Source organism: Pseudomonas sp. BF-R-01, assembly GCF_019946615.1.
In the GTDB taxonomy this organism is placed as follows: domain Bacteria; phylum Pseudomonadota; class Gammaproteobacteria; order Pseudomonadales; family Pseudomonadaceae; genus Aquipseudomonas; species Aquipseudomonas migulae.
Map to the genome: position 1 here is coordinate 1 of NZ_JAGYFX010000084.1, position 25,956 is coordinate 25,956.

General features: G+C 59.7%; 25 protein-coding genes. 18 read left to right on the forward strand and 7 right to left on the reverse strand.

The window, feature by feature from the left end:
• The 5 genes from KGB27_RS23845 to KGB27_RS23865 all read left to right on the forward strand — a co-directional run.
• Positions 1–759, forward strand: a 759-nt coding sequence (locus KGB27_RS23845; protein ID WP_263290137.1) for an MATE family efflux transporter, incomplete at its 5' end; no start/stop codon positions are given.
• Positions 760–1,314: 555 nt separating this feature from the next.
• Complete coding sequence (locus tag KGB27_RS23850) at positions 1,315–1,962, forward strand: hypothetical protein (protein ID WP_008040595.1); 648 nt, start codon at positions 1,315–1,317, stop codon at positions 1,960–1,962.
• 214 nt (positions 1,963–2,176) lie between these two features.
• Positions 2,177–2,854, forward strand: a complete 678-nt coding sequence (locus KGB27_RS23855; RefSeq protein ID WP_223556546.1) for a phosphoribosyltransferase — start codon at positions 2,177–2,179, stop codon at positions 2,852–2,854.
• Positions 2,855–3,032: 178 nt separating this feature from the next.
• On the forward strand, positions 3,033–3,485 hold the full coding sequence (locus KGB27_RS23860) for an Ohr family peroxiredoxin (RefSeq protein WP_008030850.1): 453 nt from the start codon (positions 3,033–3,035) through the stop codon (positions 3,483–3,485).
• A gap of 69 nt (positions 3,486–3,554) precedes the next feature.
• A complete protein-coding gene (locus KGB27_RS23865; RefSeq protein ID WP_008040597.1) occupies positions 3,555–4,007 on the forward strand; it encodes an Ohr family peroxiredoxin in 453 nt (150 codons plus the stop codon).
• A gap of 72 nt (positions 4,008–4,079) precedes the next feature.
• Here the strand turns inward: KGB27_RS23865 and KGB27_RS23870 are convergent, their stop codons facing one another.
• Positions 4,080–4,838, reverse strand: a complete 759-nt coding sequence (locus KGB27_RS23870; protein ID WP_008040598.1) for an SDR family oxidoreductase — start codon at positions 4,836–4,838, stop codon at positions 4,080–4,082.
• A 203-nt stretch (positions 4,839–5,041) separates the two neighbouring features.
• On the opposite strand from KGB27_RS23870, the gene KGB27_RS23875 reads away from it, so the two are divergent.
• The 5 genes from KGB27_RS23875 to KGB27_RS23895 all read left to right on the forward strand — a co-directional run bounded on the left by KGB27_RS23875 (position 5,042) and on the right by KGB27_RS23895 (position 10,249).
• Positions 5,042–5,611, forward strand: coding sequence for a YceI family protein (locus KGB27_RS23875; RefSeq protein ID WP_223556547.1), 570 nt, complete (start codon positions 5,042–5,044; stop codon positions 5,609–5,611).
• Between the two features lie 120 nt (positions 5,612–5,731).
• Positions 5,732–6,277 carry a sigma-70 family RNA polymerase sigma factor gene (locus KGB27_RS23880; RefSeq protein WP_192496261.1) on the forward strand — a complete coding sequence of 182 codons (546 nt, stop codon included), beginning with the start codon at positions 5,732–5,734 and terminating at the stop codon, positions 6,275–6,277.
• A gap of 26 nt (positions 6,278–6,303) precedes the next feature.
• Positions 6,304–7,233, forward strand: a complete 930-nt coding sequence (locus KGB27_RS23885) for a FecR family protein (protein ID WP_223556559.1) — start codon at positions 6,304–6,306, stop codon at positions 7,231–7,233.
• 314 nt (positions 7,234–7,547) lie between these two features.
• Positions 7,548–10,043: a TonB-dependent siderophore receptor gene (locus KGB27_RS23890; RefSeq protein WP_207286540.1), complete on the forward strand. Its 2,496-nt coding sequence runs from the start codon at positions 7,548–7,550 to the stop codon at positions 10,041–10,043.
• 65 nt (positions 10,044–10,108) lie between these two features.
• Positions 10,109–10,249 carry a hypothetical protein gene (locus tag KGB27_RS23895; RefSeq protein WP_223556549.1) on the forward strand — a complete coding sequence of 47 codons (141 nt, stop codon included), beginning with the start codon at positions 10,109–10,111 and terminating at the stop codon, positions 10,247–10,249.
• Positions 10,250–10,649: 400 nt separating this feature from the next.
• On the opposite strand, the gene KGB27_RS23900 is transcribed toward KGB27_RS23895, so the two are convergent.
• Entirely contained in the window at positions 10,650–14,033 is a 3,384-nt protein-coding gene (locus KGB27_RS23900; protein ID WP_223556550.1) for an Ig-like domain-containing protein, read from the reverse strand.
• Between the two features lie 350 nt (positions 14,034–14,383).
• Here KGB27_RS23900 and KGB27_RS23905 point away from each other — a divergent pair, with 350 nt between their 5' ends.
• The gene (locus KGB27_RS23905; RefSeq protein WP_008034576.1) at positions 14,384–15,076 is read left to right on the forward strand and encodes a GNAT family N-acetyltransferase; all 693 of its coding nucleotides are present in this window, start codon (positions 14,384–14,386) and stop codon (positions 15,074–15,076) included.
• Positions 15,077–15,145: 69 nt separating this feature from the next.
• Here the strand turns inward: KGB27_RS23905 and KGB27_RS23910 are convergent, their stop codons facing one another.
• Complete coding sequence (locus KGB27_RS23910; RefSeq protein WP_223481736.1) at positions 15,146–15,586, reverse strand: hotdog fold domain-containing protein; 441 nt, start codon at positions 15,584–15,586, stop codon at positions 15,146–15,148.
• A gap of 162 nt (positions 15,587–15,748) precedes the next feature.
• Here KGB27_RS23910 and KGB27_RS23915 point away from each other — a divergent pair, with 162 nt between their 5' ends.
• Entirely contained in the window at positions 15,749–16,366 is a 618-nt protein-coding gene (locus KGB27_RS23915; RefSeq protein ID WP_223481738.1) for a TetR/AcrR family transcriptional regulator, read from the forward strand.
• 1,247 nt (positions 16,367–17,613) lie between these two features.
• On the opposite strand, the gene KGB27_RS23920 is transcribed toward KGB27_RS23915, so the two are convergent.
• Both KGB27_RS23920 and KGB27_RS23925 read right to left on the reverse strand, forming a co-directional pair.
• Positions 17,614–18,729 (reverse strand): P1 family peptidase, encoded by a 1,116-nt coding sequence (locus KGB27_RS23920; RefSeq protein ID WP_223556551.1) that lies wholly within the window; start codon positions 18,727–18,729, stop codon positions 17,614–17,616.
• Between the two features lie 167 nt (positions 18,730–18,896).
• On the reverse strand, positions 18,897–20,000 hold the full coding sequence (locus KGB27_RS23925) for a polyamine ABC transporter substrate-binding protein (RefSeq protein WP_223556552.1): 1,104 nt from the start codon (positions 19,998–20,000) through the stop codon (positions 18,897–18,899).
• A gap of 111 nt (positions 20,001–20,111) precedes the next feature.
• Here KGB27_RS23925 and KGB27_RS23930 point away from each other — a divergent pair, with 111 nt between their 5' ends.
• Entirely contained in the window at positions 20,112–20,885 is a 774-nt protein-coding gene (locus KGB27_RS23930) for a helix-turn-helix transcriptional regulator (protein WP_207286512.1), read from the forward strand.
• A gap of 117 nt (positions 20,886–21,002) precedes the next feature.
• On the opposite strand, the gene KGB27_RS23935 is transcribed toward KGB27_RS23930, so the two are convergent.
• Positions 21,003–21,938 (reverse strand): class I SAM-dependent methyltransferase, encoded by a 936-nt coding sequence (locus KGB27_RS23935; protein WP_223556553.1) that lies wholly within the window; start codon positions 21,936–21,938, stop codon positions 21,003–21,005.
• Between the two features lie 186 nt (positions 21,939–22,124).
• Between KGB27_RS23935 and KGB27_RS23940 the strand changes: the two genes are divergently transcribed.
• The 5 genes from KGB27_RS23940 (at position 22,125) to KGB27_RS23960 (ending at position 25,274) form a co-directional block, all read left to right on the forward strand.
• Positions 22,125–22,733: a cytochrome b/b6 domain-containing protein gene (locus tag KGB27_RS23940; protein WP_223556554.1), complete on the forward strand. Its 609-nt coding sequence runs from the start codon at positions 22,125–22,127 to the stop codon at positions 22,731–22,733.
• Positions 22,730–23,509: a molybdopterin-dependent oxidoreductase gene (locus KGB27_RS23945; RefSeq protein ID WP_223556555.1), complete on the forward strand. Its 780-nt coding sequence runs from the start codon at positions 22,730–22,732 to the stop codon at positions 23,507–23,509. Before KGB27_RS23940 ends, KGB27_RS23945 begins: the two co-directional genes overlap by 4 nt.
• Positions 23,510–23,580: 71 nt before the next feature.
• Positions 23,581–23,850, forward strand: coding sequence for a pentapeptide MXKDX repeat protein (locus KGB27_RS23950; RefSeq protein WP_008033131.1), 270 nt, complete (start codon positions 23,581–23,583; stop codon positions 23,848–23,850).
• Positions 23,851–24,121: 271 nt separating this feature from the next.
• Complete coding sequence (locus KGB27_RS23955; protein ID WP_207286501.1) at positions 24,122–24,529, forward strand: response regulator; 408 nt, start codon at positions 24,122–24,124, stop codon at positions 24,527–24,529.
• A gap of 76 nt (positions 24,530–24,605) precedes the next feature.
• Positions 24,606–25,274, forward strand: coding sequence for an HAD-IA family hydrolase (locus KGB27_RS23960; RefSeq protein WP_223556561.1), 669 nt, complete (start codon positions 24,606–24,608; stop codon positions 25,272–25,274).
• A 107-nt stretch (positions 25,275–25,381) separates the two neighbouring features.
• Here the strand turns inward: KGB27_RS23960 and KGB27_RS23965 are convergent.
• On the reverse strand, positions 25,382–25,956 hold a 575-nt coding region (locus tag KGB27_RS23965), incomplete at its 5' end, for a methyltransferase family protein (protein ID WP_223556557.1).

The following is a 25,956-nucleotide window of genomic DNA, read 5'->3' on the forward strand; positions in this document are numbered from 1 at the left end:
GGGTTGGTGGGGAATTTGTCGGCGATGGGGTGGCTGGCGTGGCGGTTGATTCGGCGGGGGCATCCGTTGGCGCCGGATCGGGAGATGTTTGCGGCGATGCGCCTGGATCGGGTGATTCTCGGCAAGGTGTTGCGCATTGGTTTGCCGACCGGGTTGCAGATGGTGGTGTTGTCGGTGTCGGAGTTGGTGATTCTGGCGCTGGTGAATCAGCACGGGTCGCAGGCGACGGCGGCGTATGGGGCGGTGACGCAGATCGTCAATTATGTGCAGTTTCCGGCGTTGTCGATTGCGATCACGGCGTCGATTCTTGGGGCGCAGGCGATTGGGGCAGGGCGCATTGAGCGGATGGGGCCGATTCTGCGCACGGGGTTGTTGATCAATGTGTGCCTGACCGGTGGGTTGGTGGTGTTGGGTTACCTGTTGTCGCACTGGTTGCTTGGGTTGTTTCTGACGGACGATTTGACTCGGGCGAAGGCCGAGCACTTGTTGCACATCATGCTCTGGAGCCTGTTGGTGTTTGGCTTTCAGGCGATTGTCGGCGGGATCATGCGGGCCAGCGGCACGGTGTTGGTGCCGATGGCGATTTCGATTGTGTGCGTGCTTGGCGTGCAGTTGCCGATGGCGTATGTGCTGGACGGGCAGTTCGGGTTGCAGGGTGTGTGGATGGCGTTTCCGGTGGCGTATTTGGGGATGCTGATATTGCAAACGTTGTATTACAAACTAGTGTGGCAACATCAGAAGATTGAACGCCTGGTGTAGATTGGATCCTTTATTTCAATCCTGGCCCTAATAAGTATGACTGTTTTAGTTGGAGGGGCACCGAATGCGAGTTGGTCTCTATTGCAGATATCGTTAGTGAGGTAACAACTAATGGATCCAATGGAAGAATCTAAGGCCTCAAGTAATTTACCAGGCCAGTTGTCACGTGGCTTTCAGGGAAGTTGGGTATTATCCATCGAGGCGAGTTGTTTCTTCTGAACTAACCGTTTGTCGGTGGTTTGCACGAAAAATGAACATTTTTGCTTTAATGCCCTCTGATACTTCAGCACGTCGCCATGACCTGCCCCTGCAGCTGCAGAAAGAGAAGTGGATCCCGAACCTCATATGCATTGAATGCAAATGAGGATTTTTTTACCTGAAATTCAGGAGCCAACAAATAGCCGAACTTGATTTGCCGGGCAAATTAATCGGTTCAGCCGCGCCAAATCACTGATTTGGCTTGTCTTTTATCAGTCGGATCTCGTAGGGCCTGTAACTCGATTAGAGCCCCGCTGAACTAATGATTCGCACTGTATAATCAGTTGGAGAAGTACCGTGTCTATAAATACAATTATGAGTCTGGTCGAAAACAAAGAGTGTATGGAATTTGTGCGGTTGGGTGTTGTTTATGCTCACTTGGTCGCCTGTTGTGTTGCCATTGGTTTGGTGTTGACCAGTGATATAGCCATGGTTAAGAACTTGTTGAAGGGCAAGGTGTTTTCGGAACACGATAATGCGCATCTGGAAAGTCTCCAGACGTCTGTCGTTGTTGCATTGATTGCGTTGTGGGTCACCGGTATTGCAATTGTGGGTATTGATTACCTGGAGAAGGGAGTCGAGTACTTCATGAACCCGAAACTTCAAGCCAAAGTGATCATTGTCATGTTGCTGACGTACAACGGCATCTTGTTGCATCGCCTGGTGTTGCCGGCTATGCAGAAGGCCGGATCGCTGCTCAAGCTCGAGTTTAGCGCTCGGATGCTGGCGCTGTTCTGCGGCTCGCTGTCAGCGGTGTCCTGGATGTATGCGGCCCTGCTGGGTGTCGGACGCCCGTTGGCCTGGAAGTATTCACTCTCTGAACTGTTGATGGCGTATCCGCTGTTGATTGCACTGGGTTTCCTGGCAATGCTGGCATTGACTCAACGAGTGATAAAACAGAACGACGATGTGGTGCCGCAGCGGGCTGTTGCGAGTGCTTGCTAAGTTGTAACGTTCGCTAAACTTTCCGGACACCTCCGGTTTAAAAAGAGGGCCACCCGTAACAGGGTGGCTCTTTTTTTTTTGCGTCAAAAGTTGCTCCAGAAAGTCGAGTCGTCGGTGTAGGCCGGCGGGCTTGCTGTCGTCCACCTTCGGACTGACAATCCAGAGTGACGGTGATGTAAACCGACAGGCTTGATCGCCTGGGGAGGTTTTCCACATGAGTCCTTCATCGACAACCATTCTGCAAGACCGCGCCGATGCCGGTCGGCGGCTGGTGGCGCCGTTGCTCAAGTACGCGCATCGCCCCGATGTCATCGTCCTCGCCTTGCCCCGTGGCGGTGTGCCGGTGGCGTATGAAGTGGCGACCGCGCTGGACGTTCGCCTCGACCTGATGCTGGTGCGCAAACTGGGCGTTCCGACCCATCAGGAGCTGGCGATGGGCGCGATTGCCAGCGGCGGTATTCAAATCCTCAATGAGCATACGCTGCGGGCACACCCGATTGATCAGGCCGCGTTCGATGCTGTGGTCGCACGGGAAACCCGCGAACTGCTGCGGCGTGAGCAGGTGTATCGCGGAACGCGCGCGCCGGTGCAGCTCAAGGATCAGGTGGTGATTCTGATTGACGATGGCCTGGCGACGGGCGCTTCGATGAGGGCGGCGATTCACGCGGTGCGCGCACAGGCGCCGGCGCGCATTGTCGTCGCGGTGCCGGTGGCGCCGGTTGAAACGGCGGAGGCGCTGCGCGGTGAGGTGGACGAGTTGGTGTGCCCGATCACTGCTGATTGGTTTATGTCGATCGGGCATTGGTACGTGGATTTTTCCCAGACTGCGGATGCCGAGGTCATCGGTTTGTTGACGCGGGCGTGGCAGCGGCAGGGGAGTGGGGCGGCGTAAACATTTGGGGTTTGAGAGATGGGTCATCCGTTGCAGGGTGGCCCATTTTTTTTGGCTGGAAGTTGCGTTGATCTTGAGGGCGCCATCGCCGGCATCTGCGTGAATATTCATCCATCGCATGCGACACAATCGAATACGACACTAAATCAAACCTATCGCAACATCGAGGATTCACCCCATGAGCAAGATCGAAAAAGTCCTGGCCACCGGCAAAACCCACACCACCGCCAGCGCTGCCGGCAACACCTCCGGCGGCCACAACGGCAGCCTCGACATCACTCTGTCGACACCCGGCAGCGCCAAACCCGCTCATGTGTTTGCCGGCACCCAGCCGCACCCGGCTGCCGAGCAACTGTTCGCCGGTGCATGGTCGGCGTGCTACACCGCAGCCGTCGGTCTGGTGGCCAATGATTTGAACGTGGTGCTGCCAGCGGACTTCTCCGTCGACATCGAAGTCGATCTGGGGCAAACCGGCCCGGCCTACTTCCTTCAGGCTCGTTTGACTCTGCGCGTACCTGGCCTGCCACACGACATCGCCACCACGCTGGCGCACACCGCTGATCAGATCTGCCCATACTCGAAAGCAACACGCGGCAATATTGATGTGGCACTGAACGTCCTCACCGTTTAATTATTGTCAAAACATCGCGTGCGATAAAAGCGCACGCGAAAAACAAATCCCTAATTGAGAGCATTCATCATGAGCAAGATCGAAAAAGTCCTGGCCACCGGCAAAACCCACACCACCCCTAGCGCAGCCGGCAACACGTCGCGCGGCCACAACGGCAACCTCGACATCGTGCTGTCCTCGCCCGGCAGCGCAAAACCGGCGCACCAGTTTTCGAACATTCTGCCGCACCCGACCGCCGAGCAATTGTTCTCCGGCGCCTGGTCGGCCTGCTATAGCGCCGCCGTCGGCCTGGTGGCCAAGGAGTTGAACGTGACACTGCCGGCCGACACGGCGGTAGACATCGAAGTTGATTTGGGCCAGACCGGCCAGGCGTACTTCATCCAGGGGCGATTGACCCTGCGCGTACCGGGCCTGTCGAACGAGGTCGCAACGAAACTGGCGCATGGCGCCCACGAGATCTGCCCGTACTCCAAAGCCACCCGCGGCAACATCGACGTGACGTTGAACGTCATCACCGAGTGATGCACCGCACGACCGGTTCGACTTCGCCAGGCGAGTCGAACCGGCCGCCGGCCCGGGCAACATCGATAAGCGTCAATTGGGCGCCAATGTGCTCTTCAGCCAATGTTCAAAACGTGTCGCGCCCACGATCGGATTCGCTCCCGGCGTCAGTGACTGATCGTTGATGGGCGCACCGAAGTAAGGAACCGTGTCATCCGGGACGACCTCGCGCGGGTCTTTGATGTGCTGCAGATACTGGCTCACGAATTCAACGATTGGCCTGCGATCCGGCCCGGCGACTTCCAGGGTCTGGTTGTCTGGCGCTTTCAAGGCGATATCGGTCAGCGCCGTGGCGACATCGAGCGAGGCAATCGGTTGCAGTGCGGCAGGGGTCAGGTGGATGGTGTTGCCGTCTTCGCGACCCGAGTAGGCAATGGCACCGATGAACTCGAAGAACTGCGTGGCGCGCAGGATCGTGTAAGGAATGCCCGAGTGTTTGATGAGTTTTTCCTGAGCCATTTTCGCCCGGAAGTAACCACTTTCGAGCATGCGCTCGGTGCCGACCACCGACAGTGCAACATGGTGTTTGACGCCGTCGATTTTCTCCGCCGCGAACAGGTTTTTCCCGGCCGTTTCGAAAAAATGCAACGCCGCGTGATCCTCGAATGAGGGCGAGTTCGCCACGTCCACCACCACGTCTGCGCCTTTCAAGGCTTCCTTCAGTCCTTCGCCACTGATGACGTTGACGCCGGTACTTGGTGACGCTGCCAGCGCTTCATGCCCCAGTGCCCGCAGGTTTTTGCACAGTTGACTGCCGATCAGTCCAGTCCCTCCGATGACGACGATTTTCATGACCCGTCTCCCGTTGCGGTGAATGGAACACCCATTAAACACCTGCATGACTCAGGCATCCGGTGCGTAAAAGGGTTGCGCGACAGGTGGTCGGGCCGGCGGTGCACCCATGGCGCAAACGGCGAATTTTTGCTTTAGTCCACCTGTGGCTGGCCTCTGCGTGCAGCACTTCACTGCACCAGGGCGTCCTGCCGGAGAATCCCATGAACCTTCGTTTCCCGCGTTCCGCCGCCGTGCTTGTCGCGCTCACGCTCGGCGCGTTGCCGTGCGCCGATGCCATCGAATACAAACAGGTGAATGAGACCGCCAGCACGATCTCTTTCACCTACAAACAGTTCAGCTCACGGGTCTACGGCACGTTCGGCAAGTTCGAAGGCACGCTGGATTTCGACACGGCGAACCCCTCGGCAGCCCACGCCGTGTTCACGATCGAACTCGACAGCATCGATGCCGGAAGCAGTGACGCCAACGAAGAGCTGAAAAAGCCCGCGTGGTTCGACACGGCCACTTATCCGAAGGCGACGTTTGAATCGACCGCTGTAAAAGCGTTGAGCAACAACCGTTACTTGATCACCGGCAATCTCACCCTCAAGAAAATAACGCGCACGGTGCAAGTGCCGGTCCTGCTGAAGTCCCAGAAAGCCATCGGCATATTCGATGGCCAGCTGACACTCAAGCGCAGCGACTTCAAAATCGGTGAAGGCGAGTGGGGGGATACGGTGGTTTCCGACGATATCAACATCAGGTTCCGGATGGTTGCGCCGGAGCAATAGCTGTTCAGCGTGCTGCGCAGTGTTCTGATTCACCGCGGCTTTACGTCGCTTGCTCTGCCATGGTTTTGCTGTCATCGTTCGCGCTACTGGTAATCTTTCTTATTTGAGAAATTTTTGCGTATGCGCGATTTTTCCGTGGCTGATGACGACGTTGCCCGTCGTCAGCGGACGTTCACCGACCTCTATAGCGATCACCATTCCTGGTTGCATGGCTGGCTACGGAAAAAACTCGGCTGTTCGCAACGTGCGGCCGATCTGGCCCATGACGCGTTCATTCGCGTGCTCACCCTCGCCGAGCCTCACACCATCAAAGAGCCGCGGGCGTTTCTGGCGACCATGGCAGGGCGCTTGTTGATTGATGGCGCCCGACGCCGGCGGATCGAGCAGGCGTACCTTGAGGCGCTGGCGATCCAGGCGCATGACGCCGGCATGCCTGACCCCGAAGCGATCCATGTGGCGCTTGAGGCGCTGGAAAAAATCGCCGTGATGCTCGCCGGGTTGCCAGACAAGAACCGTGAGGCGTTCCTGCTCAGCCGGCTCGACGGCCTTACCTACAGCGAGATCGCGATTGAACTGAAAGTGTCCGCCAGCACGGTCAAGAACTACGTCGCCGGTGCGCTCGTCCATTGCTACAACACCTTGTACGGGGCGGAACAGCCGTCGTGACGAACATCCAACCACCCTCCGAGCAGATGATCCTTGAGGCGGCTTACTGGCTGACGTTGTTGCACGACGATTTGGCTACCGACGCCGAACGTGTGGCTTTCGATGTCTGGTGCGAAGCCGACCCGCGCCACGCGCTCGCCCTGGATCGCATGCGGGCTTTGTGGGGCGGTTTTGACGAGCTGCCTGCCGCCCCCGCACGCGTTGCCCTCAAGCATGCCTTTGCCCGGCCGGGCCCGAGAGTGTCGGGCCGTGGCGCCCAGGCGATTGCGCTGCTGGGTGTGTTGGTCTGTGGCTGGATCGGCCTGGACAACATGCCGGTCTGGCTCGCCGATCAACGTACCGGCGTGGGCGAGCGGCGCGAGGTGGTGCTTTCGGACGGCAGCCATATTCAGCTCAACAGTCATTCGGCGCTGGACGTGAAGTTCGACGGCCAGCAGCGCGTCATCGAGTTGTTGGAAGGGGAGATGTGGGTCGAGGTGGCCAAGGACGCCCGGCGTCCGTTTGTGGTGCGCACTGATCAGGGGACGGCGACGGCACTGGGCACGCGATATCTGGTGAAACGTGCAGCCGATGGTTCGACCGTGGTCAGTGTGCTGGAGTCTGTGGTTGCCGCCAAAGCCAACGGCGCCGAGGCGGTGAACGTCGCGGCGGGCGAGCAAACCACCCTCAGAGAGGGCCGGGCGCAAGCACCGAAACCGATCGGCAACGCCCACCCGGATGCCTGGACCCGGGGCTTGCTCAAAGTCGATGACCGCCCCTTGAGCGAAGTGCTTCAGGCCCTCGCCGGTTACCGACGGGGCCTGGTGCGCTACGACGAACAGGCGCTGCAAGGGCTGCGCGTCTCCGGCGTGTTCCGCCTCGACGACACCGATGCTGCGCTCGCGACACTGGCGGACAACCTGCCGATCCAGGTCGAGCACTTCACCGATCTGCTGGTGGTGATCAAACCCCTCTGACACCCCAACCCTGTAGGAGCCGGCTTGCCGGCGATCCAGACGACACGGTCTGTCTGACCCACCGCCATCGCTGGCAAGCCAGCTCCTACAAGGTTGAGGAAGGCATCAATACCGTTTCACCCCAACCTGTAGGAGCCGGCTTGCTGGCGATCCAGACGACACGGTCTGTATGACCCACCGCCATCGCGAGCAGGCTCGCTCCTACAGGGTTTCGGGGTTTCAAAAAATATTAATGCAAATCGCTCGCATTCATTGTCTGTTTTTCCGACATGGCCGTCATGGTTAGTAACGCCTTCCATTTCGCAGGATTTCTCATGTCTCGCTTTGCTCGTCCGTTGCACCCACTGGCGCTTTCAGTGGCGATGGCTTTTGTCGCGGCGCCGCTGCTGGCTGCCGAATCGCCGGTCGCGGGTTCACACACCAGTGCTGTCCGCAGTTTTTCGATCCCGGCCGGGGATTTGAGTCAGGCGCTGAACAGCCTGGCCGAGCAGGCGGACCTGGTGTTGGCCTTCGACCCGGCCTTGACGCGCGGTAAACGCAGCAATGGCCTGAGCGGACCATTCAGCACCGGCGACGCACTTGCCCAATTGCTCCAGGGCAGCGGCCTCAACGCCATCGCGCTATCGGCCTCGCGCTATCGCATCGAACCTGCACCCGAGGCGGTCGAAGGTTCTCTGGAGTTGCAGGCCACCAACATCAACGGCGCGTATGCGAGTGAAAGTCCGACCGGCCCGGTGGCGGGTTATGTCGCGACGCGCGCGCTGTCGGCGACCAAGACCGATACGGCGCTGAACGAAACACCGCAGTCGATTTCCGTGGTCACCAAGGACCAGATGCGGGCCCAGGGCGCGGAGAACCTCAACCAGATCTTGCGTTACACCGCCGGTGTGATTCCCGAAACCCGTGGCTCTACCGCTTCGCGACTGGATCAGATGACCATCCGTGGTTTTTCCCCGGCCGTGTATCTGGACGGCTTGCGCATGCCGGGCAGTCGCGATGCCTCGCCGCAAAAGGACTCGTTTGATCTGGAGCGCGTGGACGTTTTGCGCGGGCCGTCGTCGGTGCTGTACGGTCAGGCCAGCCCCAGCGGTGTGGTGAACATGGTCAGCAAGCGGCCGCTGGATACGCCGTTCCATGAAATCGGCGTCGAGTACGGCACCTTCGACAAGAAACGCACGACCTTCGATTTGAGCGGCCCGCTCGACGACCAGGGCGTTTACTCCTATCGCCTGGCCGGTCTGTACGACGAGGCCGATGGTCAACTGGAACACACCGAAACCCAGCGTCAGTCCATTTCGTCGGCGTTCACCTGGCGCCCGAGCGATGACACGTCGCTGACGCTGCTGGGGCATTTCCAGAAAGACCCGAAGGCGGCTTCGTACGGTTCGACACCGGCGTGGGGCTCGGTGTTGCACAGCCCGACCGGGCGTGACATCGATGTCGATTTCTATGACGGCGACAAGGATTTCGAGAAGAGTGACCGCGAGTATTTCTCCATCGGTTACTTGTTCGAACATCACCTCAACGACGTCTGGACCTTGCGTCAGAACGCGCGTTACCTGCGCAGCGAAGGCGTTTATCGCAGCCTCTACAACAGCAACCTGCGCGCCGATTACCGCACCTCCAACCGGTCGACCATTGCCACAGACGTCGACCTGGATGCCTACACCCTGGATAACCAGGTACAGGCCAGATTCGACACCGGACCGGTGCAACACACGGTGCTGTTGGGTGGCGATTATCAGAACACCAGTACGGATACCAAGTCCGGTTTCGGCACGGGGCCGACGCTGGATATCTTTGACCCGGTCTACGGTGTTCCTGTCGTCACACCGGCGTTCACCACCGACGCGACACAGCGTAACCAGCAGAAGGGCTTGTACCTGCAAGACCAGATCAAATGGGACAAGTGGGTGTTGCTGATGGGGGGGCGCTACGACTGGGCGACCAACAACAACAGCTCGATGAACTTGCGCAACAACGTCAAGACCAAAACCTCTCTGGACAGCGAGGCGTTCACCGGTCGCGTGGGGCTGGTCTATCTGTTCGATAACGGCCTGTCGCCGTACATCAGCTATGCCGAATCCTTCGAACCGCAGTCGGGCACCGGCTATGGTGGTTCGGTGTTCAAACCGACCGAGGGCCAGCAATACGAAGTGGGGATCAAGTACCAGCCACCGGGCAGCAACAGCTTTATCACTGCGTCGGTCTTCGACCTGCGCCAAAGCAACGTGCCGACACTTGATCCGGATCCGACGCACCTGTGCGGCACCGGGCGTTGCCAGGAACAGAGCGGTGAAGTGCGCTCCCGTGGTTTCGAACTCGAAGGCAAGGCCAGCCTGAATGACAACCTGGACATCACCGCCGCGTACGCTTATCTGGACAACCGCATCACCAAGTCCAACAGCACCGTGAGCTACGCGCCGCTGACCGACATCGCCGTCGGCCCGGCAGTGCCGGCGAAAGGCACCACCAACTATGGCGTGCCGCGTCATACGGCCTCGGTCTGGGCGGATTACACCTTCCACGACGGCGTCGCGAAAGGCTTCGGTGTCGGCGGCGGGGCGCGTTACGTCGGTTCCTCCTGGGGCGACACTGCCAACACGCTGAAGGTGCCGGGTTACACGCTGCTGGATGCGGCAGTGCACTACGACATCCCGCACATCAACAGCCTCAAGGACAACCTGCGCCTGGCGGTGAACGCCAGCAACCTGGCCAACAAAGAGTACGTGGCGTCGTGCTATTCCTACTCGTGGTGCTGGTATGGCGCACAGCGCACCGTTCAGGCGAGCGCGACGTATCAGTGGTAACACCCGCTGAGCTGACACACCACGTCGCCTGAATCGCCAGCAAGCCGGCTCCTACAAGGATCTGTATGCACCTGACACACGACCGAACCTGTAGGAGCCGGCTTGCCAGCGATGGCGGTGTATCGGATTCACCGCGCAAGCGCCATCGCCAGCAAGCCGGCTCCTACAAGGATCTGTATTCACCTGACACACCACCGAACCTGTAGGAGCTGGCTTGCCAGCGATGGCGGCGTATCTGATACACCGCGCAAGCCCCATCGCCAGCAAGCCGGCTCCTACAAGGATCTGTATTCACCTGACACACCACCGAACCTGTAGGAGCCGGCTTGCCAACGATGGCGGTGTATCTGATACACCGCGCAAGCCCCATCGCCAGCAAGCTGGCTCCTACAAGGATCTGTATTCACCTGACACACCACCGAACCTGTAGGAGCTGGCTTGCCAGCGATGGCGGTGTATCTGATACACCGCGCAAGCCCCATCGCCAGCAAGCCGGCTCCTACAAGGATCAGTATTCACCTGACACACCACCGAACCTGTAGGAGCCGGCTTGCTGGCGATCCGGGCGACGCGGTGTGGCTGACCAGACGTCAAAGCGTGGCCGTTTTAATGCACGGCAATTGGCGCTGTAACGGTCTTCCCGAGCGCTGAGCGAACGGTGATGGTCGGGCTCGGTGTCGGGCCGTTGCCGGTGGTGGTAACGGACAGTCTCCAGCGTGCACCCGTACCGTTCGGCGTGAGCGTCGCGGTTCCCAGATTGAGCTGGCCGCCCGTGGTCGACGCACTGACGGTGATGCTGTTGCCCGCCGCCCGCGAGGTCGTCCCGGTCACGTCCCAGGTATAGCGATTGTTGCTGCGCACGTTGACGGAAGCGCGGGTGACCAACAACGTTTCATTCACCGCCGCCGCAGCGCTGACCGCCACGGACACCGTCGCCGGTTTGTCCGAGACGGCGCCAAGGTTGTCACTGGCTTCGTAGGTAAACACCGCAGTGAACGGCGCCGCAACAATGGTCGGTGGCATATAGAACACTCGAATGCCGTCGGTGCTCACGGAGCCCTGGCCCGAATCCGGCTGAGTCAGGCCGACAACCTTGAGCGGCAGGTTACCGTCCGGGTCAGTGTCGTTGGCCAGCACGCTGATGGTCACTGGCAGGCCGTTACTGCTCGTGGCGCTGTCATTGTTGGCCACGGGTTTTTTGTTCGGGCCTTCATTATCATCGCCGTCAACGCCAGTGCGGAAAGTCGGCAGTGCCACGGAGTTGACGAAGGTGACGCCGTCCCAACCCGGTATCGGCGTTGGCATCAACTGGAACTGCCCCGGATGCTCGGAATCCCAGCGCAGCAGCATCGACGTGTCCTCGTGCTGAGTGTTGTGGCAGTGCTCCATGTAGGTGCCGGCGAACTCGCGGAAGTGGAGCGCTACGTCGACATCCACTGAACTGTCGACGCCTTCGCCAATACGAAAGACGTCCTTGCGTGCCCATTTTTCCCATTCCGGCGGTGCCTTGCCGTCGCGACTGAGAATGACGCCTTCTTCGAAATGCACATGCACCGGGTGGTTCCAGCCATTGCCGCCGTTCTTGATTTTCCACACTTCGAGGGTGCCGTCGCCGGAGAACCCGGCGTCCGTGGGGCCGCTGGCCAGTTGCGGTGCGGCACTGATGCGGCGCGGGTCCATGGGAAAGCCGGGGCCGCCATCGGTCTTGATCGTCCACGGTGCTTCATCGGTGCCATCGGAGCGACCGAAAATGAACTCCCGATGCCGCGCCACGTTGAGCCTGGCCTGGTCGTTCGGGTTGTCGCGATCGATGGGCAACGGGATCATCGTCTTGCCGCCAGGCACAAAGGCTGCCGGGTCCATGGCCACGTCCTGACCACTGTAGGGCTGAACCAACAGTTGCAGGAATTTGCCAACCAGCGGGTCGCCCCTGTCCCATTTCGGGCCATTGCTGGTTTGCTTGATGACGGCCTTGTACTTCTCGGACAGCACGTCAGCCAGGGGGGCGGGCTCCTCCGGGCCCTTGCCGTCTTCGTGCACCAGCAGGTTGACGAAGTACAGCTTGTCGCCGACCTTGATCCCGTTTTTCGAGAAGTTGACGATGATGTCGAAACGTTCGGCGATGCCCATGGTTGGCAGGATCGCATTGTTATTCGTCTTATCGCCGTCACCATCCAGGTCCATGCTGCCGTCGAACGGCACGGCGTGTTCCATGATATTGCCGTCGTTGGCAATCAGGTGGAGCGGCACCCGATTATAGGAAACCCCAGAACCGGCAGGCCCCGGAAATTCACCGCCATTGCCGCTGATTTCTCGTACCAGCGCCAGCTTGAAATAGCGCGACACCGAGCCGTTGAGAATGCGGAAACGATAGCTGCGCGCGCGGACTTTCAGGCTCGGCTGGTACTGCCAGTTGACCAGCATCTGATCCCCGAGAAAGCCGTCGGTGTTGAACGGGTTGAACCACAACTGGCCGTTCTCGTCCCAGGCCTTATCGGAGATCAGCAGGTTCACGTCGTAGTCGCGGTTGCCCCAAGGCATCGCCGAACCGCTGGGAAAACGCAGGTTGACGCCGTCCTCGATCGCTTCGTTGCCGCGATCCACAGCGCTGTAGTAATTCATCATTGCCGCATTGCCCTTGTAGACATTCTGCGCGGTGAAATCGAGCATGTGGTCGTGGAACCAGTGGCTGCTCATGGTCTCGCGCCAGTCGCCTCGGATTTTTATGCTGCCGTTTTCGCAGGTCTTGAGACCCGGACTGACATCGTTGACGAAGAGTTTTTCGCCCGGTGAGCAGGGGAAGGCTGCACGCGGATCCTGCGCCTTGGTGTTGATCGTGTCGTAGCCGGCCAGTTGCAGCGGCCAGCGATAATCGTAGAACTGCCCCGGAAAGAAAAATGCATTGGTAAAGCCATCGCTTTCAGCCGGCGAGTGCCCATTGTGTTCGTGGGTGCTGAGGGTGTGCAGGCCAAAACCGGCGTTGGCAGCGGGGTCGATTGGCAGGGCGTTGTAATGGCGCATCAGCAACGCTTGACCGTAACGGACCATCAGCAATTTGGCCGGCACGGTGCCGCCGAATGTCCACAGCGAGTTGTGATTCTGCACCGGCATTCTTGAATGAAAACGCACGTCGATACCGCGAGTGGTGCCCGCTGTCGCCGGGATGTCCGAAGTTTGGTAGTAGAGCCCGCCGGGGGCGAATTCACCCTTGTTGTAGTGGTGCAATTGTTGGGCGTCACGCAGGCCTTGGTTGGTTCTGGCACCGGCTTGAACAGTCTTGAACTGAACCTGCGGGAAGAACTCGTTCCAGCGTTGATGCGACCAGCCTTTTCCCGGTGGCCGACCCTCCGCCGGCGAGCCCACCGGATGCCGGTTGAGGAAGGCTTCGATCTGCGCCTTCCACGGGTTGCGGTCCAGTACATTGGAAAACTGCGACGGAAACGGGGACAACCCCGGCTGGCGCAGGAAGGCTTCGAGCGCTGCACTTGACGGGCCGCTGCGGGCGACGTTGTTCGGATCCTGCTGGGGCGCCGGGCCGAGGGTTGGCACGGGGAATGTCAGCGTCTGCGGCGGGGTAGTCGGGTCGAGTGCTTCTGAGCCGAACTCTTCAAACAGCAGCAGTTGTTGAGTGAATGGTTCGGCCCCGAACAAGGGGCTGGGTTTGCCGTTGGTGGGGTAGTTGAACGACGTCTGCGCGGCGGGCGGCAGTACGTTGTCGGCACGCGGCGTGTTTCGGTCGCCGAACACGCCGTTGGGCAAGGCCAGGGCACCTTGATTGGCCGGGGGAAGATTTTTCAGTGCTTCCAGGGCTGCCTTAGGGTCGGCAGGCGGGTTATGGAAGGCTGACGGATCGGTCGGAGGCGGTGGCCCGAAATCATCGAGCGGAGCGGCATTCACCGCAGACAGGCTGAAAGTCATCAGCATCACCAGAGTAATGCCCGGCGTCCGGAAAAAGCCGGGCGACTTGTTCACAGGAGCTGAGCTTTTCATGGTGGTTCTCTGGGGGCGTGTCGTGGTGTCGGCACATGCGCAAAAATCGACGCAAAAGCTGAGCCACTAACGAGATTGTCAGATAAATCATCGCGTTAGGTTCAGTGATATGCGTGGGAAGTGTTAACGAGAGTTAACAGTTGGGGGATATTCCTCAGTCTTGGGGAGGGTGTTATTCCCCATTGCCCCGTCCGGTGAGGAGGTGTTGTCGTTGGCCTCATCGCCGGCAAGCCGGCTCCTGCAGTTGATTTCCATAGTCACTCGGCATGACTGCCAACTGACACGCCACCCCGGTCTCGTCGGCGCGTTATGATAGGCGCGTCCGCCGCCAGAGTCAGAGCAGAGCCTCAATGCCCCAGATTACCCATTTCAAAACTCCGTGCCCCGAGCACCTCACCAGCCAGATTCTGCAGATGGTGGTCGATAACCTGACCGACATCAGCATGGTCGCCATCCCGCCGAGCAACCTGTTGTACAACGTTTACCAGTACGCGATCGGCTATGAGGTTCACCTCTATCTGGAGGCGCTGAACGGGGCGAAAGGGGTGGCGGTGGAGTTGCTGGTCGCGACCGATGTGGACGATCCGGAACAGGTCATCGGCTTCTTGCTGTACCTGCCGATCAAGGACGATCCAGAGGCGTGCGGCGTCGCATACATGGCGGTGCAGGCCGGCCATCGGCGTCAAGGCGTGGCGCGGCGGATGCTGCGGGAAATGGTCGGCCGCTACCCGCATGCCGAGCTGACCTGCGCGGTGGCCAAGGTGCCGTGGTTTGAATCGATGGGCTTTCAGGTGCTGGGCACGCGCGGCACGCAGGTGTTGATGAACACCCGCGATCATCGCTCTGACGGGTTGATGGGGTTGCTCGACGTGGCGTCGATCTACAGCTCGCTGGAGGTGCGGCAGATTCATACGTACCTGCTGCAAAAGCACGGCAAGCGGGCGATGCTCGATGCGGAAAAGCAGCGTGACCGGCATCTGGATCAATTGACGCACAAGGCCAATGAATTTGTCCGCGAGCGGTTGGGCGAGTCGCCGCGCTGACTGCGCCCCAACAGACAACTCGATCAACTGTGGGAGCGGGCTTGCTCCCACATTGGACCATGGCAAAATTCAGGAAAGCTTCACGTTCATGGTGATCCGCGCCGTGAACACCTTCTTCCCCTCGACGTCGTGAATATCCACCGGCACGAGCTTGTCGCCTTCCGTGGTCCAGTCCACGGAACCCCCATCGGCCACCGCCGTCACGCCGGTTTTTGCCTTCGCCAGGTACTCCACCGTCATGCCTTTTGGAATCCAGCGTGCGCCTTCGGGAATCGACACGTCGGTCATCATTCCCGCCGCCAATTCAGCCGCATTGCACATCGCGATCGCGTGCACGGTGCCCAAGTGGTTGGTGATTTCCTTGGCGAACGGCACCTGCACCGTCGCGCAGCCTTTGCGCAACTCCGTGACCAGCGGGTTGATGGTGCTGAAGTAGGGCGCAACCTGACAGGCCATTTTGCTGAATGCTTGCGGGCCCACGCTGTTGAACATGCTGAGAAACTGACTCATTTGAAACCTCGCTGAGGGGCTTAAAACAGAATGGTGTTCCGTTACAGAATAATGTTCTGTAACGGAACAGTATTCTGTCGACGGGAAATCTGTCAACCTGTCGCCACGTGTCCGATGGCAGTCATCTGCCTTCACCATCGATTTTTTGGGACTGTGTTGAGCATGGAAACGTCAGATTTACTCGAGCGCTGCTACCCCGGAAGACGCGCCGAACTCAAGCGCGATATTTTTCGAAAGGCCCTCGCCCTGTTCAACGAGCAGGGGATCGAGGCCACGACCATTGAAATGATCCGCGCCGAATGCGACACGAGCGTGGGCGCGATTTATCACCACTTCGGGAACAAGGAAGGGTTGGTGGCCGCGCTGTTTTTCACCGCCCTGGATGATCAGGCCAGGCTGCGCGACAGCTATTTGAGCGAGGCGAAAACCACGCAAGAGGGTGTGTATGCGCTGGTGCACAGTTACGTGGATTGGGTCGACAGCCAACCCGAATGGGCGCGGTTCCAGTACCACGCGCGATTTGCTGTCACCAAGGGGCCTTTGAAGGACGAACTGGCTACCCGTAACAAGATGCGCAACAAGCGATTGCTGGAATGGCTGTCGGATTCGGCCAGAGGCGATGAGTTGAAAGGTTTTCCGGCTGAATTGATGCTGTCGCTGATTATTGGTCAGGCAGACAACTATTGCAGGACGTGGTTGTCGGGTCGGGTGAAGGGCAGTCCGAAGGTGTACAGGGACGAGCTTGCACAGGCGGCGTGGCGGTCGATTTCCGGTGGTTGACCAGCAAAAAAGCCTGGCCTGATTGCGCAATGCTGTTCGGAGGGCATGCGCTAACGGGAGGTTTTGAATGGGGGCATATCCGTTGCTGCGGTAACGGCGGCTATTGGTTTCGCCCTTACGGCGAGTCACTTGGAAGAGCCCCAAGTAACCAAGGGCTCTTGCCCCTTTCGTTCGGTGGCTCGCTAATGCTCGCCATGCCCTCGCTCCGGTCCTGCTCCGTGGGCCCGCCGCGATCGGCCATCCTTGGCCGTGCGCGGCTAACCCGGCATCCATGCCGGGTTGCCCACTACGCAGAACCTGCGCTCGGCCTCTCGAGGGGGCGCTCAGATCAAAAGCGGAAGGCGAGCTAACGCTCGGCCTGATGAGTGGTGGAAATCAAAAGCGTACACCGATCCCTGTAGGAGCCGGCTTGCCGGCGAAAAACGTTTGGACAACGCGTTCATTCAGACAGCCCGCGTTATCGTTGACGTCCATCGCCAGCAAGCTGGCTCCTACAATTTTGAATCGTGTGAACCCAATCCCTTGTAGGAGCCGGCTTGCTGGCGATAGCGGTGGGTCAGTCGCGCATTTATCGCCTGAAAGGACGCCATCGCCAGCAAGCCGGCTCCTACAGGGGGAATGTGCAAACATCCAACATTAGTGCAGCCACCACAGTGCGGGAGTGTGCACACGACCAAAGAGCCAGGTCGGCTTTCAGGCCGCCTCGGCGGCTGTGGCGGTCGTCGCCCCCTCGAGAGGCCGAGTGGAGGTTCTGCGCAGTGGGCAACCCGGCATGGATGCCGGGTTAGCCGCCCCCGGCCAGGGATGGCCGATGGCGGCGGGCCCACGGAGCAGGACCGGAGCGAGGGCATGCCGAGCATTAGCGAGGCACCGAACGAAAGGGGCAAAAGCGCTTTGGTTACTTTCGCGCTTTTCGAAAGTGACTCGCCGTAAGGGCGAAACCAATAGCCGCCATCACCGCAGCAACGGATATACCCCCATCCAATCCAAAAAAATCACAATTGAACAGCATGACTACGATCAGATGCCGGGCTTTTTCTGGTCTGTCACCCATGCAAAAAAAAAAGAGCCTCAAGGCTCTTTGATGGGGAAAAAGTAGAGCCCTTGAGGCTCAAGATGCACGTGAAACAGGCGGTGAGCTTGGTAGGGGTTCAGATCACTCACCACCTACGCAACCGCTCGAGTTGAGCAAACAAACGGCTGCGTAGAATCATCGTAGGAAGATGGAGTTTGGCACTCAAGTACCGCTAGTCGCGTCCTGGCCAGCCCGCACGGCGCAAGGCGTTGAGCAGTGTTTCGGCGTCCAGCCCCGGCACCGTATGGCCATTGCCCTCGGCGGTGTCGCAGGCCAGCAGGGCGTTGATGATTGCTTCTTCCACGGCTTCGGTAGCGGCAAGGAACAACTCGCTGATGTGGTCGTTGTTGACCATGCTCAGGTTCTCGGTTGTCGGCGCCTTCTTGCTCTCATAAGCAGCCGGTGGCACATCGTTGCCGGTCGCAAAGGCAATGAAGATATCGCCGCTGTGGTCTTCGTTACCGCCACCGGTCCGCGCCAGACCGAGGCTGGCGCGCTGGGCGAGGCGGGTGCATTGATGTGGCAGCAACGGTGCATCGGTGGCCAGGCACACCACAATCGAACCCATGCCCGGATGCGGCAGCGATGCCTTGAGGAATGGTGAGTCAGCCTTTTCCATATAGCGCCCGACCGGGTAACCGTCGACGCGTAATTCGTTGCGGATGCCGTGGTTGGCCTGGACGATGGCGCCCACTGTCCAGCCACCCTGGGCAGCATTCAAACGTCTCGAAGCGGTGCCGATGCCACCTTTGAATTCGTGACAGATCATGCCGCTGCCGCCACCCACCGCACCTTCTTTCACCGGCCCGCTTGTCGCCGTGCGCAGGGCTTGAGCCACATGCTCGGGTTTGACGTGGAAACCGTTGATGTCGTTGAGCAAGCCGTCGAAGGTTTCCAGCACCACCGGCATGTTCCAGTAAAGTCGCCCGTCATCCGGTTGCTGTTCGCGGTCCAGCACAATCAACGCATCGCGCACCACGCCCAGGCTGTGGGTGTTGGTGAAGGCGATCGGGCTGGTGAGCAGACCCGCTTCGCGGATCCATTCCAGACCTGTGGCATCGCCGTTGCCGTTGAGCACATGGACGCCGGCAAAACACGGTTGCTGGCTGGTGGAACCGGCACGCGGCTCGATCACGGTGACGCCGGTCAGGATGTCGCGACCGTTGGCGGTGCGACCTCGCACATCACTGTGGCCGACCCGCACGCCGGGCACATCGGTGATGGCATTGAGCGGGCCGGGTTGCAGTTGGCCGAACTGGAGGTTCAGGTCGCGGGCACGTGGTTTCATTGTTTCTCTCATCTTCAATTCGTGGCAGAAAAAATCGTTGGGCCAAACGCAATCCCTGTGGGAGTGAGACCGGCTTGCCGGCGATGGCGGTGTGTCAGTCGACATCTTCATTGCCTGACACACCGCCATCGCGAGCAGGCTCGCTCCCACAGGTTTTTTGCGGTGGATTACTGACCGTTTTTGACCTTGCTCCAGATCCGCGTGCGCACGCGTTCGGTAGCCGGCGGCAGCGGCTGGAGGGTGAATAACGTGGCCAAGGCTTGCGCGGACGGGTACACCGCCGGGTTATTGCGAGTCGCTTCGGCCACCAGCGGCGTGGCGCTGCGGTTGCCGTTGGGGTAGTTGAGGTGATCACTGACCGGGGCAATCACTTCAGGGCGCATCAGATAGTCAATGAAGGCCAACCCCTGCTGCGGGTGCGGCGCGTCCTTGAGCAACACGAGGGTGTCGAACCACACCGGCGCGCCTTCCTTCGGCAGGCTGTAGGCGATCTTCACGCCATTGTTGGCCTGCTCGGCGTTGGTCTTGGCTTCCAGCATCGCGCCGGACCAACCCACCGCGACGCAGATGTTGCCGTTGGCCAGGTCGCTGATGAATTTCGACGAGTTGAAATAGGCGATGTGCGGACGCAGTTTGAGCAGCAGCGCTTCGGCCTTCTTGTAGTCCTCGGGATTGGTGCTGTTGGGCGGCAGGCCTAGGTAGTGCAGGGCCACCGGCAGCATCTCCGACGGCGAGTCGAGCATGGCCACGCCGCACTGGCCGAGCTTGGCCAGGTTGGCTTCGTTGAACACCAGCTCCCAGGAATCCACCGGTGCCTTGTCACCCAGCGCGGCGCGGACTTTATCGACGTTGTAGCCGATGCCGTTGGTGCCCCATAGGTACGGCACGGCGTACTGATTGCCCGGATCGTTGTTGGCCAGTTTCGCCAGCAGGTCAGCATCCATGTTCTTGAAGTCAGGCATCAGCGCGTGGGGCAACGGCGCCAGGGCGCCAGCCTTGATCAGGGTCGGCAGGCTGAAGTTGCTGGCCACCACCACGTCGTAGCCGCTGCGGCTGGTGAGCAGTTTGCCTTCCAGCACTTCGGCGCTGTCGAAGGTGTCGTAAACCGGCTCGATCCCGGTGTCGCGCTTGAAGTCGTGCAGGGTGTTGGGACCGATGTAGTCGTACCAGTTGTAAACGTGAACCGTCGGGCTTTCGGCAGCCAACGCCGACAGCGAAACGCACAAACAGGCGCTCAGCCCGAGATTGATCTGTGGAAGGCGACGACTCATGATGCGGCACTCCTGGCCTGCTGCAGGCCGGTGATGAACAGGTGCTTGCAGCGTATCGGCAGGCCGGGGACTCACCCATTCCCATCATGGGTTACTCGAAAGGGGTAGAGCGTGGACGCGTTGCTGAAAGAGTTGCCAGTGCACCAGGGCCTGGCGCGGGTGTTTGGCGCGTTGGGCCGGGACGGTTTCTGGCGCGCACTGGTCGACACGCTGCGGTTGCTGGTGCCGCTGGACAACGCATTGGTTGCGGTGATGCGGCCGGGGCGAGTGCCACGCCTGCTGATCGATTTCGACGCCAAGGGCAGCGCCGACGAGCATGAGGAACTGGCCGGTTACAGCGCCGGCATGTACCTGCTCGATCCGTTTTATCAGGCCGCGTGTGCAGGCATTGCCGATGGCTTGCACAGCCTCGAATCGCTGGCGCCAGACCAGTTTCAGCAGAGCGAGTACTACCTGAGTTACTTCCGCTCGGTGGTGGGCGACGACGAGTTGCAGTTCATGATCAACGTCGAAGATTCCGTGCTCGGTTTGTCACTCGGCCGTTCGACGCGTTTTACCCTGGAAGAGCAGGGCCGTCTGCTTTGTGTGCGTGACTGGGTGCTGGCGGCGATGCGCCGTCACCTGCAATTGATGCCGCCAGAAGGCCCGGTTGCCGAAGCCGTGGCCGGGGATCTGGCGACGTTGCTGGATCGCTTTGATGCGCGTTTGACGGTGCGTGAAATCGAAACGGCGCGCCTGATTCTTCAGGGCTTTTCAAGCAAGGCGATTGCCCAGCAATTGGGGATCTCACCGGAAACGGTGAAAGTGCATCGGCGCAACGTCTATCACAAGCTCAACGTGAACGGGCATGGGGAGTTGTTTGCGTTGGTGTTGCAGCCGCGTTGACTGGCCAATCAAAGAGATTTGTTGCCTGTCAGGCCCCCATCGCGAGCAGGCTCACTCCCACATTCGATCGCATTCCAATGTGGGAGTGAGCCTGCTCGCGATGGGGGCGGCGCGGTATTACTGCCGGAAAACCAACGCCTTCAACCCGCACTCGACATCCGCATCCGGAAACTCCGGCGGATTCTCCAGCCGTTGCTCGAACCGCAGGCTCGGCGCCTCGCGCATGACGCCATCAATCAGGAAATCCGCGCCAAACGCCGGGTCGTTCATGCAGGCCAGCACCGTGCCCTGTGGCGTGAGCAATTCCGGCAACCGACGCAGCACGCGCTGGTAATCCTTGGTCAAAAGAAAACTGCCTTTCTGGAAGGACGGCGGATCGATGATCACCAGGTCATAAGGGCCTTTACCGATCACCTTGCCCCAGGACTTGAACAGGTCGTGGCCGAGGAAACTCACCTTGCTCATGTCGTGGCCGTTGAGCCGGTGATTGTCGCGGCCACGGTTCAGGGCCGGGCTGGACATGTCCAGGTTGACCACGTGTTCGGCACCGCCCTCGATGGCCGCCACGGAAAAACCGCAGGTGTAGGCAAACAGGTTCAACACGCGCTTGCCCTCGGCATTGGCGCGCACCCAATCGCGGCCGTAACGCATGTCGAGAAACAGCCCGGTGTTCTGCTTGCGCCCAAGGTCCACGCGATAACGCAGGCCGCCTTCGGTGATGGTCATGTCATCGATGACTTCCCCGACCAGCCATTCGGTGGTGCTTTGCAGCAGGTAGCGATGTTGCAGCGCCAACGTATGCGCGCCGGATGTCGCCCACGCCGGCGATTGAGTGAGCGCCATCAACCGCTGTTTCAGCGCTTCCAGCTGCGCCGCTTCCGGTTCCTTGAACAATGACACGAGCACCACGCCTTGCAGCCAGTCGACGGTCAATTGCTCCAGCCCCGGCCAGCACCGTCCGCGACCGTGGAACAGTCGGCGGGTTTCTGCGGGTGCCACGGCCAGGGCGGTCAGCAGATGGTCGTGGAGGGTGGTGAGCGCGTCTGAGTTCATCGGGCGGTGTCGGTCATTTGAGGGGGCGGCATTTTAACCACAAATGCACACCTTGGGCTGACAACACAAAACACTGTGGGAGCGAGGGTAGTTATCACGGTTAATTTAACTTTACGTGAGGATTTGGCGATCTGTCGGCTCCCATACTCGGCTCCAACGAATAACAACAACCGCCGGGAGCCGATCATGTCGCCGATACCTGCTTCATCCCATCCGCGCTGGCTGCGCCTGACCCATTGGCTGAACGCCCTGGCGGTGCTGGTCATGGTCACCAGCGGTTGGCGCATCTACAACGCATCGCCGCTCTACGACTTCAGTTTCCCGAAAGGCATCACGCTGGGCGGCTGGCTCGGCGGGGCGTTGCAATGGCATTTCGCGGCGATGTGGTTCCTCGCGATCAACGGCCTTGTCTACCTGATCATCAACCTCGTCAGCGGTCGTCTTTCTCGACGCTTTTTCCCGGTGTCGCCCAAAGGTGTTCTGCAGGACCTGTGGGCCGCATTGCGCGGGCGGCTGGGGCATGCCGACCTGAGTCATTACAACCAGGTGCAACGGCTGGCTTACCTGTTTGTGATGCTCGATATCACGCTGTTGGTGGTCTCCGGGCTGGTGTTGTGGAAGTCCGTCCAGTTTCCGCTGTTGCGTGAATTACTCGGCGGTTACGAAGCAGCGCGGCATGTGCATTTCATCGCGATGGCGCTGTTGGTGGCGTTTGTCGCGGTGCATCTGGTGATGGTCGCGCTCGTTCCCAAAACGCTGCTGGCCATGATTATCAGTCGCAAGGAGCCCGTATGAAAAAGCCCATCGAAGGCCTGGATGAGTCATCCATCCTCAAAGACGCCCGGAAAATCATTGCGCCGCAGATCGAAGACCGCTCGCGCCGTTCGTTCCTGATGCGTGGGCTGACCCTCGGCGGTGTGGCCATGCTGTCGGGCTGCAACCTGACCGACAACGAAAGCGTCGAGACCGCGTTGTCATCCATGTCGCGGTTCAACGATCGGGTGCAGGGCTGGCTGTTCAATCCCAATGCACTGGCACCGACCTATCCGGCGTCGATGATCACCCGGCCGTTCCCCTTCAACGCGTTTTACGGCATCGACGAGGCGCCGACCGTTGAGGAAGAAAGCTATCGGCTGGAAGTCACCGGACTGGTCGCCGACAAACGCAGCTGGCGCCTCGAAGAGCTGCGCGCGATGGCGCAGAACGAGCAGATCACCCGGCATATCTGCGTCGAAGGCTGGAGCGCGATCGGGCGCTGGGGCGGCGTGCGGTTCAGCGATTTCCTCAAGCGGGTCGGAGCCGACACCGATGCCAAATATGTCGGTTTCAAATGCGCCGACGATTACTACACCAGCATCGACATGGCCACCGCGCTGCACTCGCAGACCTTACTGGCGCTGACCTATGACGGCGTGGTGCTGCCGCGCGAATACGGCTTCCCGATGAAGCTGCGCATGCCCACCAAGCTCGGCTACAAAAACCCCAAACATATTCAGGCGATTTTCGTCAGCAACACCTACAGCGGTGGCTACTGGGAAGACCAGGGCTACAACTGGTTCGGTGGCAGCTGACGGCGCCCGGCAACTTCACAGCGCAGCTCACGCTGCGTTCAATCGCAACCTGTGCTTCAAGGAGTTTCATCATGAAAAAGTTGACCACCGTCGTATTGTCCATGTGCCTCGCCGTAGGTGCCGCCAGCGTGTTTGCCGCCGAGACGACAACCAGTGATGGCATGAGCAAGGACAGCATGAGCAAGGACTCGATGTCCAAGGACGCCATGAAAAAAGACTCGATGATGAAAAAGGATTCCATGTCCAAGGACACGATGAAAAAAGATGCCATGTCCAAGGACGGGATGAAAAAAGACGAGATGTCCAAGGACGCCATGAAAAAGGACAACATGTCGCAGTAAGCCAAAACAACCCGATCCCCTGTAGGAGCGAGCCTGCTCGCGAAGGCGTCATGTCAGTCAACAGTGATGTTGAATTTTAAGCCGTCTTTGCGAGCAGATTCGCTCCTACAGGTTTTTGCATTCCAGAAAGGCGCCGATCTGATTTTGCAGGACGCCTGATTTCGTCGACTCCCTGTATCAAAAATGAATTTCCGCCGAGTCCGCTGCTCATACCTGTAGGCAGCGGATTTGAGCCCGCGAATTCATTCGGCAATCAGGGAGTGGCAAAGTCATGTGTCCAGTATCGACGGCGGGCGAGAACCTTCCAGGCGGGTTGATTCTTGTGGTTGAAGATGACCCGCTGATCCTGGAGTTTCTCTGCGAAGTTCTTCAGGAGGAGGGTTTCACCGTCGAACCGAAGATCAGCGCGGATGCTGCGGCGGGTTACCTGGAGCAGCACGCAGACAAGGTGGTGTTGCTGCTGACGGACATCACCATGCCAGGCAAACTCAACGGTGCCGATCTGGCCAATCAGTTCGGAGACCGCTGGCCGGGCAAGCCGATCATGATCATGTCCGGCTTCGAAACGCCGCAGACTTCCGGCGTGCGGCATGAGGTGTCGTTCATCAAGAAACCCTGGGCGCTGGGGCAGTTGCTCGATTGCGTGGAAGGTGCGTTGAAGTCGAAGACGGTTGGCTGAAACAACACGCGGCGGACAAGCCAATGCTACATTGCTCGGCAAAACTCGCCCGGCTCTTGCAAAAGGACGCTCATCCTTGTCAGCTCAACCATCGGTTTTAAACAAGCCTTATCGCGCTTTTCTGTTCGATATGGACGGCACCGTCCTCAATTCCATCGCCGCCGCCGAGCGCATCTGGACCGTCTGGGCCTTGCGCCATGGCGTGGATGTGGAGTCTTTTCTGCCGACCATTCACGGCGTCCGGGCCATCGACACCATCAACCGTCAGGCATTGCCGGGTGTCGATGCCGAGGCTGAAGCAGCGTGGATTACCCAAGCGGAAATCGATGATGTCGAGGGAATTGTCGAGGTGCGCAGGGCGGCGGGCTTCCTGACGTCGTTGCCAGCCAGCCAGTGGGCTATCGTGACATCTGCGCCCAAAGCGCTCGCGCTTCGCCGGATGGCGGCGGCGGGGATTCCCGAACCTGCGGTGATGGTCACGGCGGAAGACGTCAGCGCCGGCAAACCCGATCCGGCGGGTTATCGATTGGCGGCCAAGCGCTTAGGAGTCGAAGTGACTGATTGCCTGATTTTCGAAGATGCCACCGTCGGCATTCTCGCCGCGCAAGCCGCAGGGGCAGATCTGTTGATCATTACCTCGACTCACGATCATCCGATCGAAACGCCGCATGCGACGATGGTCGATTATGACTCGGTCACCGTCCAGGTTGACCCCGACGGCCATCTCCGCCTGCTTCATTTGTAACAGCACCTCCCCTGTAGGAGCCGGCTTGCTGGCGATGGTCTATCAGCCACATCGATGTCGACTGACACACCATCGCCAGCAAGCTGGCTCCTACAGGAACGATGTCGTTAATAGAGGCCGGGAATCAACCGCCAGCTACGGCTGCAATACGCCTCATATTCACTGCCAAACTGCGCCCGCAGCAGCGCCTCTTCCGCGTGGATGCGGGCAATCAGCGGGATCACCGTCAACGCTGCCAGCAACAGGCCAACGCCCGAACGAAACGCCAGCGCCCAACCCACCGCAATCACCAACATCCCCAAATAGCTGGGGTTACGCAAACGGCGATAAATCCCCTCTGTCACAAGGCGATGCCCCGGCTGAATCGCCACCAGTCCGCTAAAGCGCTTGCCCAACACAAACACCGGCCACATGCGCAACGCACCGCCGATGATGAACACCAACGCTCCGAGCCAACGCACGCCTTCGCCGCCGAAGGTCCAGAAGTCGATCCGGTCGGTGTAGGCGGGTAGAAAACCGCTCGCTATCCCGATCACCCCGAAGGCCGGCAGCACCCAGCGATTGGCCCGGTCTTCACGTTCGCCGGAGCTGAGGTTGACCTCGGTGAACAGCGCTGCGACCGTCATCAGCAGCGTCGCCAACACAACCACCACCAGCGCCCCGTGAGAGAAAAAAGCGACCC

Coding starts and splice junctions, on each gene's coding strand:
- KGB27_RS23885 (WP_223556559.1), top strand. CDS start 6,304: ATGATCCTTGAGGCGGCTTACTGGCTGACGTTGTTGCACGACGATTTG.
- KGB27_RS23935 (WP_223556553.1), bottom strand. CDS start 21,938: ATGAACTCAGACGCGCTCACCACCCTCCACGACCATCTGCTGACCGCC.
- KGB27_RS23860 (WP_008030850.1), top strand. CDS start 3,033: ATGAGCAAGATCGAAAAAGTCCTGGCCACCGGCAAAACCCACACCACC.
- KGB27_RS23890 (WP_207286540.1), top strand. CDS start 7,548: ATGTCTCGCTTTGCTCGTCCGTTGCACCCACTGGCGCTTTCAGTGGCG.
- KGB27_RS23905 (WP_008034576.1), top strand. CDS start 14,384: ATGCCCCAGATTACCCATTTCAAAACTCCGTGCCCCGAGCACCTCACC.
- KGB27_RS23900 (WP_223556550.1), bottom strand. CDS start 14,033: ATGAAAAGCTCAGCTCCTGTGAACAAGTCGCCCGGCTTTTTCCGGACG.
- KGB27_RS23940 (WP_223556554.1), top strand. CDS start 22,125: ATGTCGCCGATACCTGCTTCATCCCATCCGCGCTGGCTGCGCCTGACC.
- KGB27_RS23925 (WP_223556552.1), bottom strand. CDS start 20,000: ATGAGTCGTCGCCTTCCACAGATCAATCTCGGGCTGAGCGCCTGTTTG.
- KGB27_RS23955 (WP_207286501.1), top strand. CDS start 24,122: ATGTGTCCAGTATCGACGGCGGGCGAGAACCTTCCAGGCGGGTTGATT.
- KGB27_RS23875 (WP_223556547.1), top strand. CDS start 5,042: ATGAACCTTCGTTTCCCGCGTTCCGCCGCCGTGCTTGTCGCGCTCACG.
- KGB27_RS23870 (WP_008040598.1), bottom strand. CDS start 4,838: ATGAAAATCGTCGTCATCGGAGGGACTGGACTGATCGGCAGTCAACTG.
- KGB27_RS23910 (WP_223481736.1), bottom strand. CDS start 15,586: ATGAGTCAGTTTCTCAGCATGTTCAACAGCGTGGGCCCGCAAGCATTC.
- KGB27_RS23865 (WP_008040597.1), top strand. CDS start 3,555: ATGAGCAAGATCGAAAAAGTCCTGGCCACCGGCAAAACCCACACCACC.
- KGB27_RS23915 (WP_223481738.1), top strand. CDS start 15,749: ATGGAAACGTCAGATTTACTCGAGCGCTGCTACCCCGGAAGACGCGCC.
- KGB27_RS23920 (WP_223556551.1), bottom strand. CDS start 18,729: ATGAAACCACGTGCCCGCGACCTGAACCTCCAGTTCGGCCAACTGCAA.
- KGB27_RS23855 (WP_223556546.1), top strand. CDS start 2,177: ATGAGTCCTTCATCGACAACCATTCTGCAAGACCGCGCCGATGCCGGT.
- KGB27_RS23895 (WP_223556549.1), top strand. CDS start 10,109: ATGCACCTGACACACGACCGAACCTGTAGGAGCCGGCTTGCCAGCGAT.
- KGB27_RS23945 (WP_223556555.1), top strand. CDS start 22,730: ATGAAAAAGCCCATCGAAGGCCTGGATGAGTCATCCATCCTCAAAGAC.
- KGB27_RS23950 (WP_008033131.1), top strand. CDS start 23,581: ATGAAAAAGTTGACCACCGTCGTATTGTCCATGTGCCTCGCCGTAGGT.
- KGB27_RS23880 (WP_192496261.1), top strand. CDS start 5,732: ATGCGCGATTTTTCCGTGGCTGATGACGACGTTGCCCGTCGTCAGCGG.